Genomic DNA, 200 nt, shown 5'->3' with positions numbered 1-200 from the left:
TCCGTTCATGTCTACCTCCATCCCAGCTCACGCTTGAACTTCTTCGTCGGCGGCACCATCGCGTGGAACACGCACCAAACGCCGTCGATATCCATGAATCCAATCAGCTCGGCAAATCTACCGTCGGGAAGCGAGCCGACCGAAATCCAGAGCGGCGGGTCATCCGTGCCGTTTCGCTGACGGCATCTAATCGGGTTCTC

1 pseudogene is annotated in these 200 nt (G+C 58.0%); it reads right to left on the bottom strand.

The features are described 5' to 3' along the window. Positions 1-11: 11 nt before the first annotated feature. A pseudogene (locus tag DXA43_RS10015) lies at positions 12-200 on the bottom strand (hypothetical protein); the annotation flags it as partial.

It is taken from the genome of Collinsella sp. OF02-10, assembly GCF_003463445.1.
In the GTDB taxonomy this organism is placed as follows: domain Bacteria; phylum Actinomycetota; class Coriobacteriia; order Coriobacteriales; family Coriobacteriaceae; genus Collinsella.
This window is presented reverse-complemented; position numbering and strand designations above follow the sequence as displayed.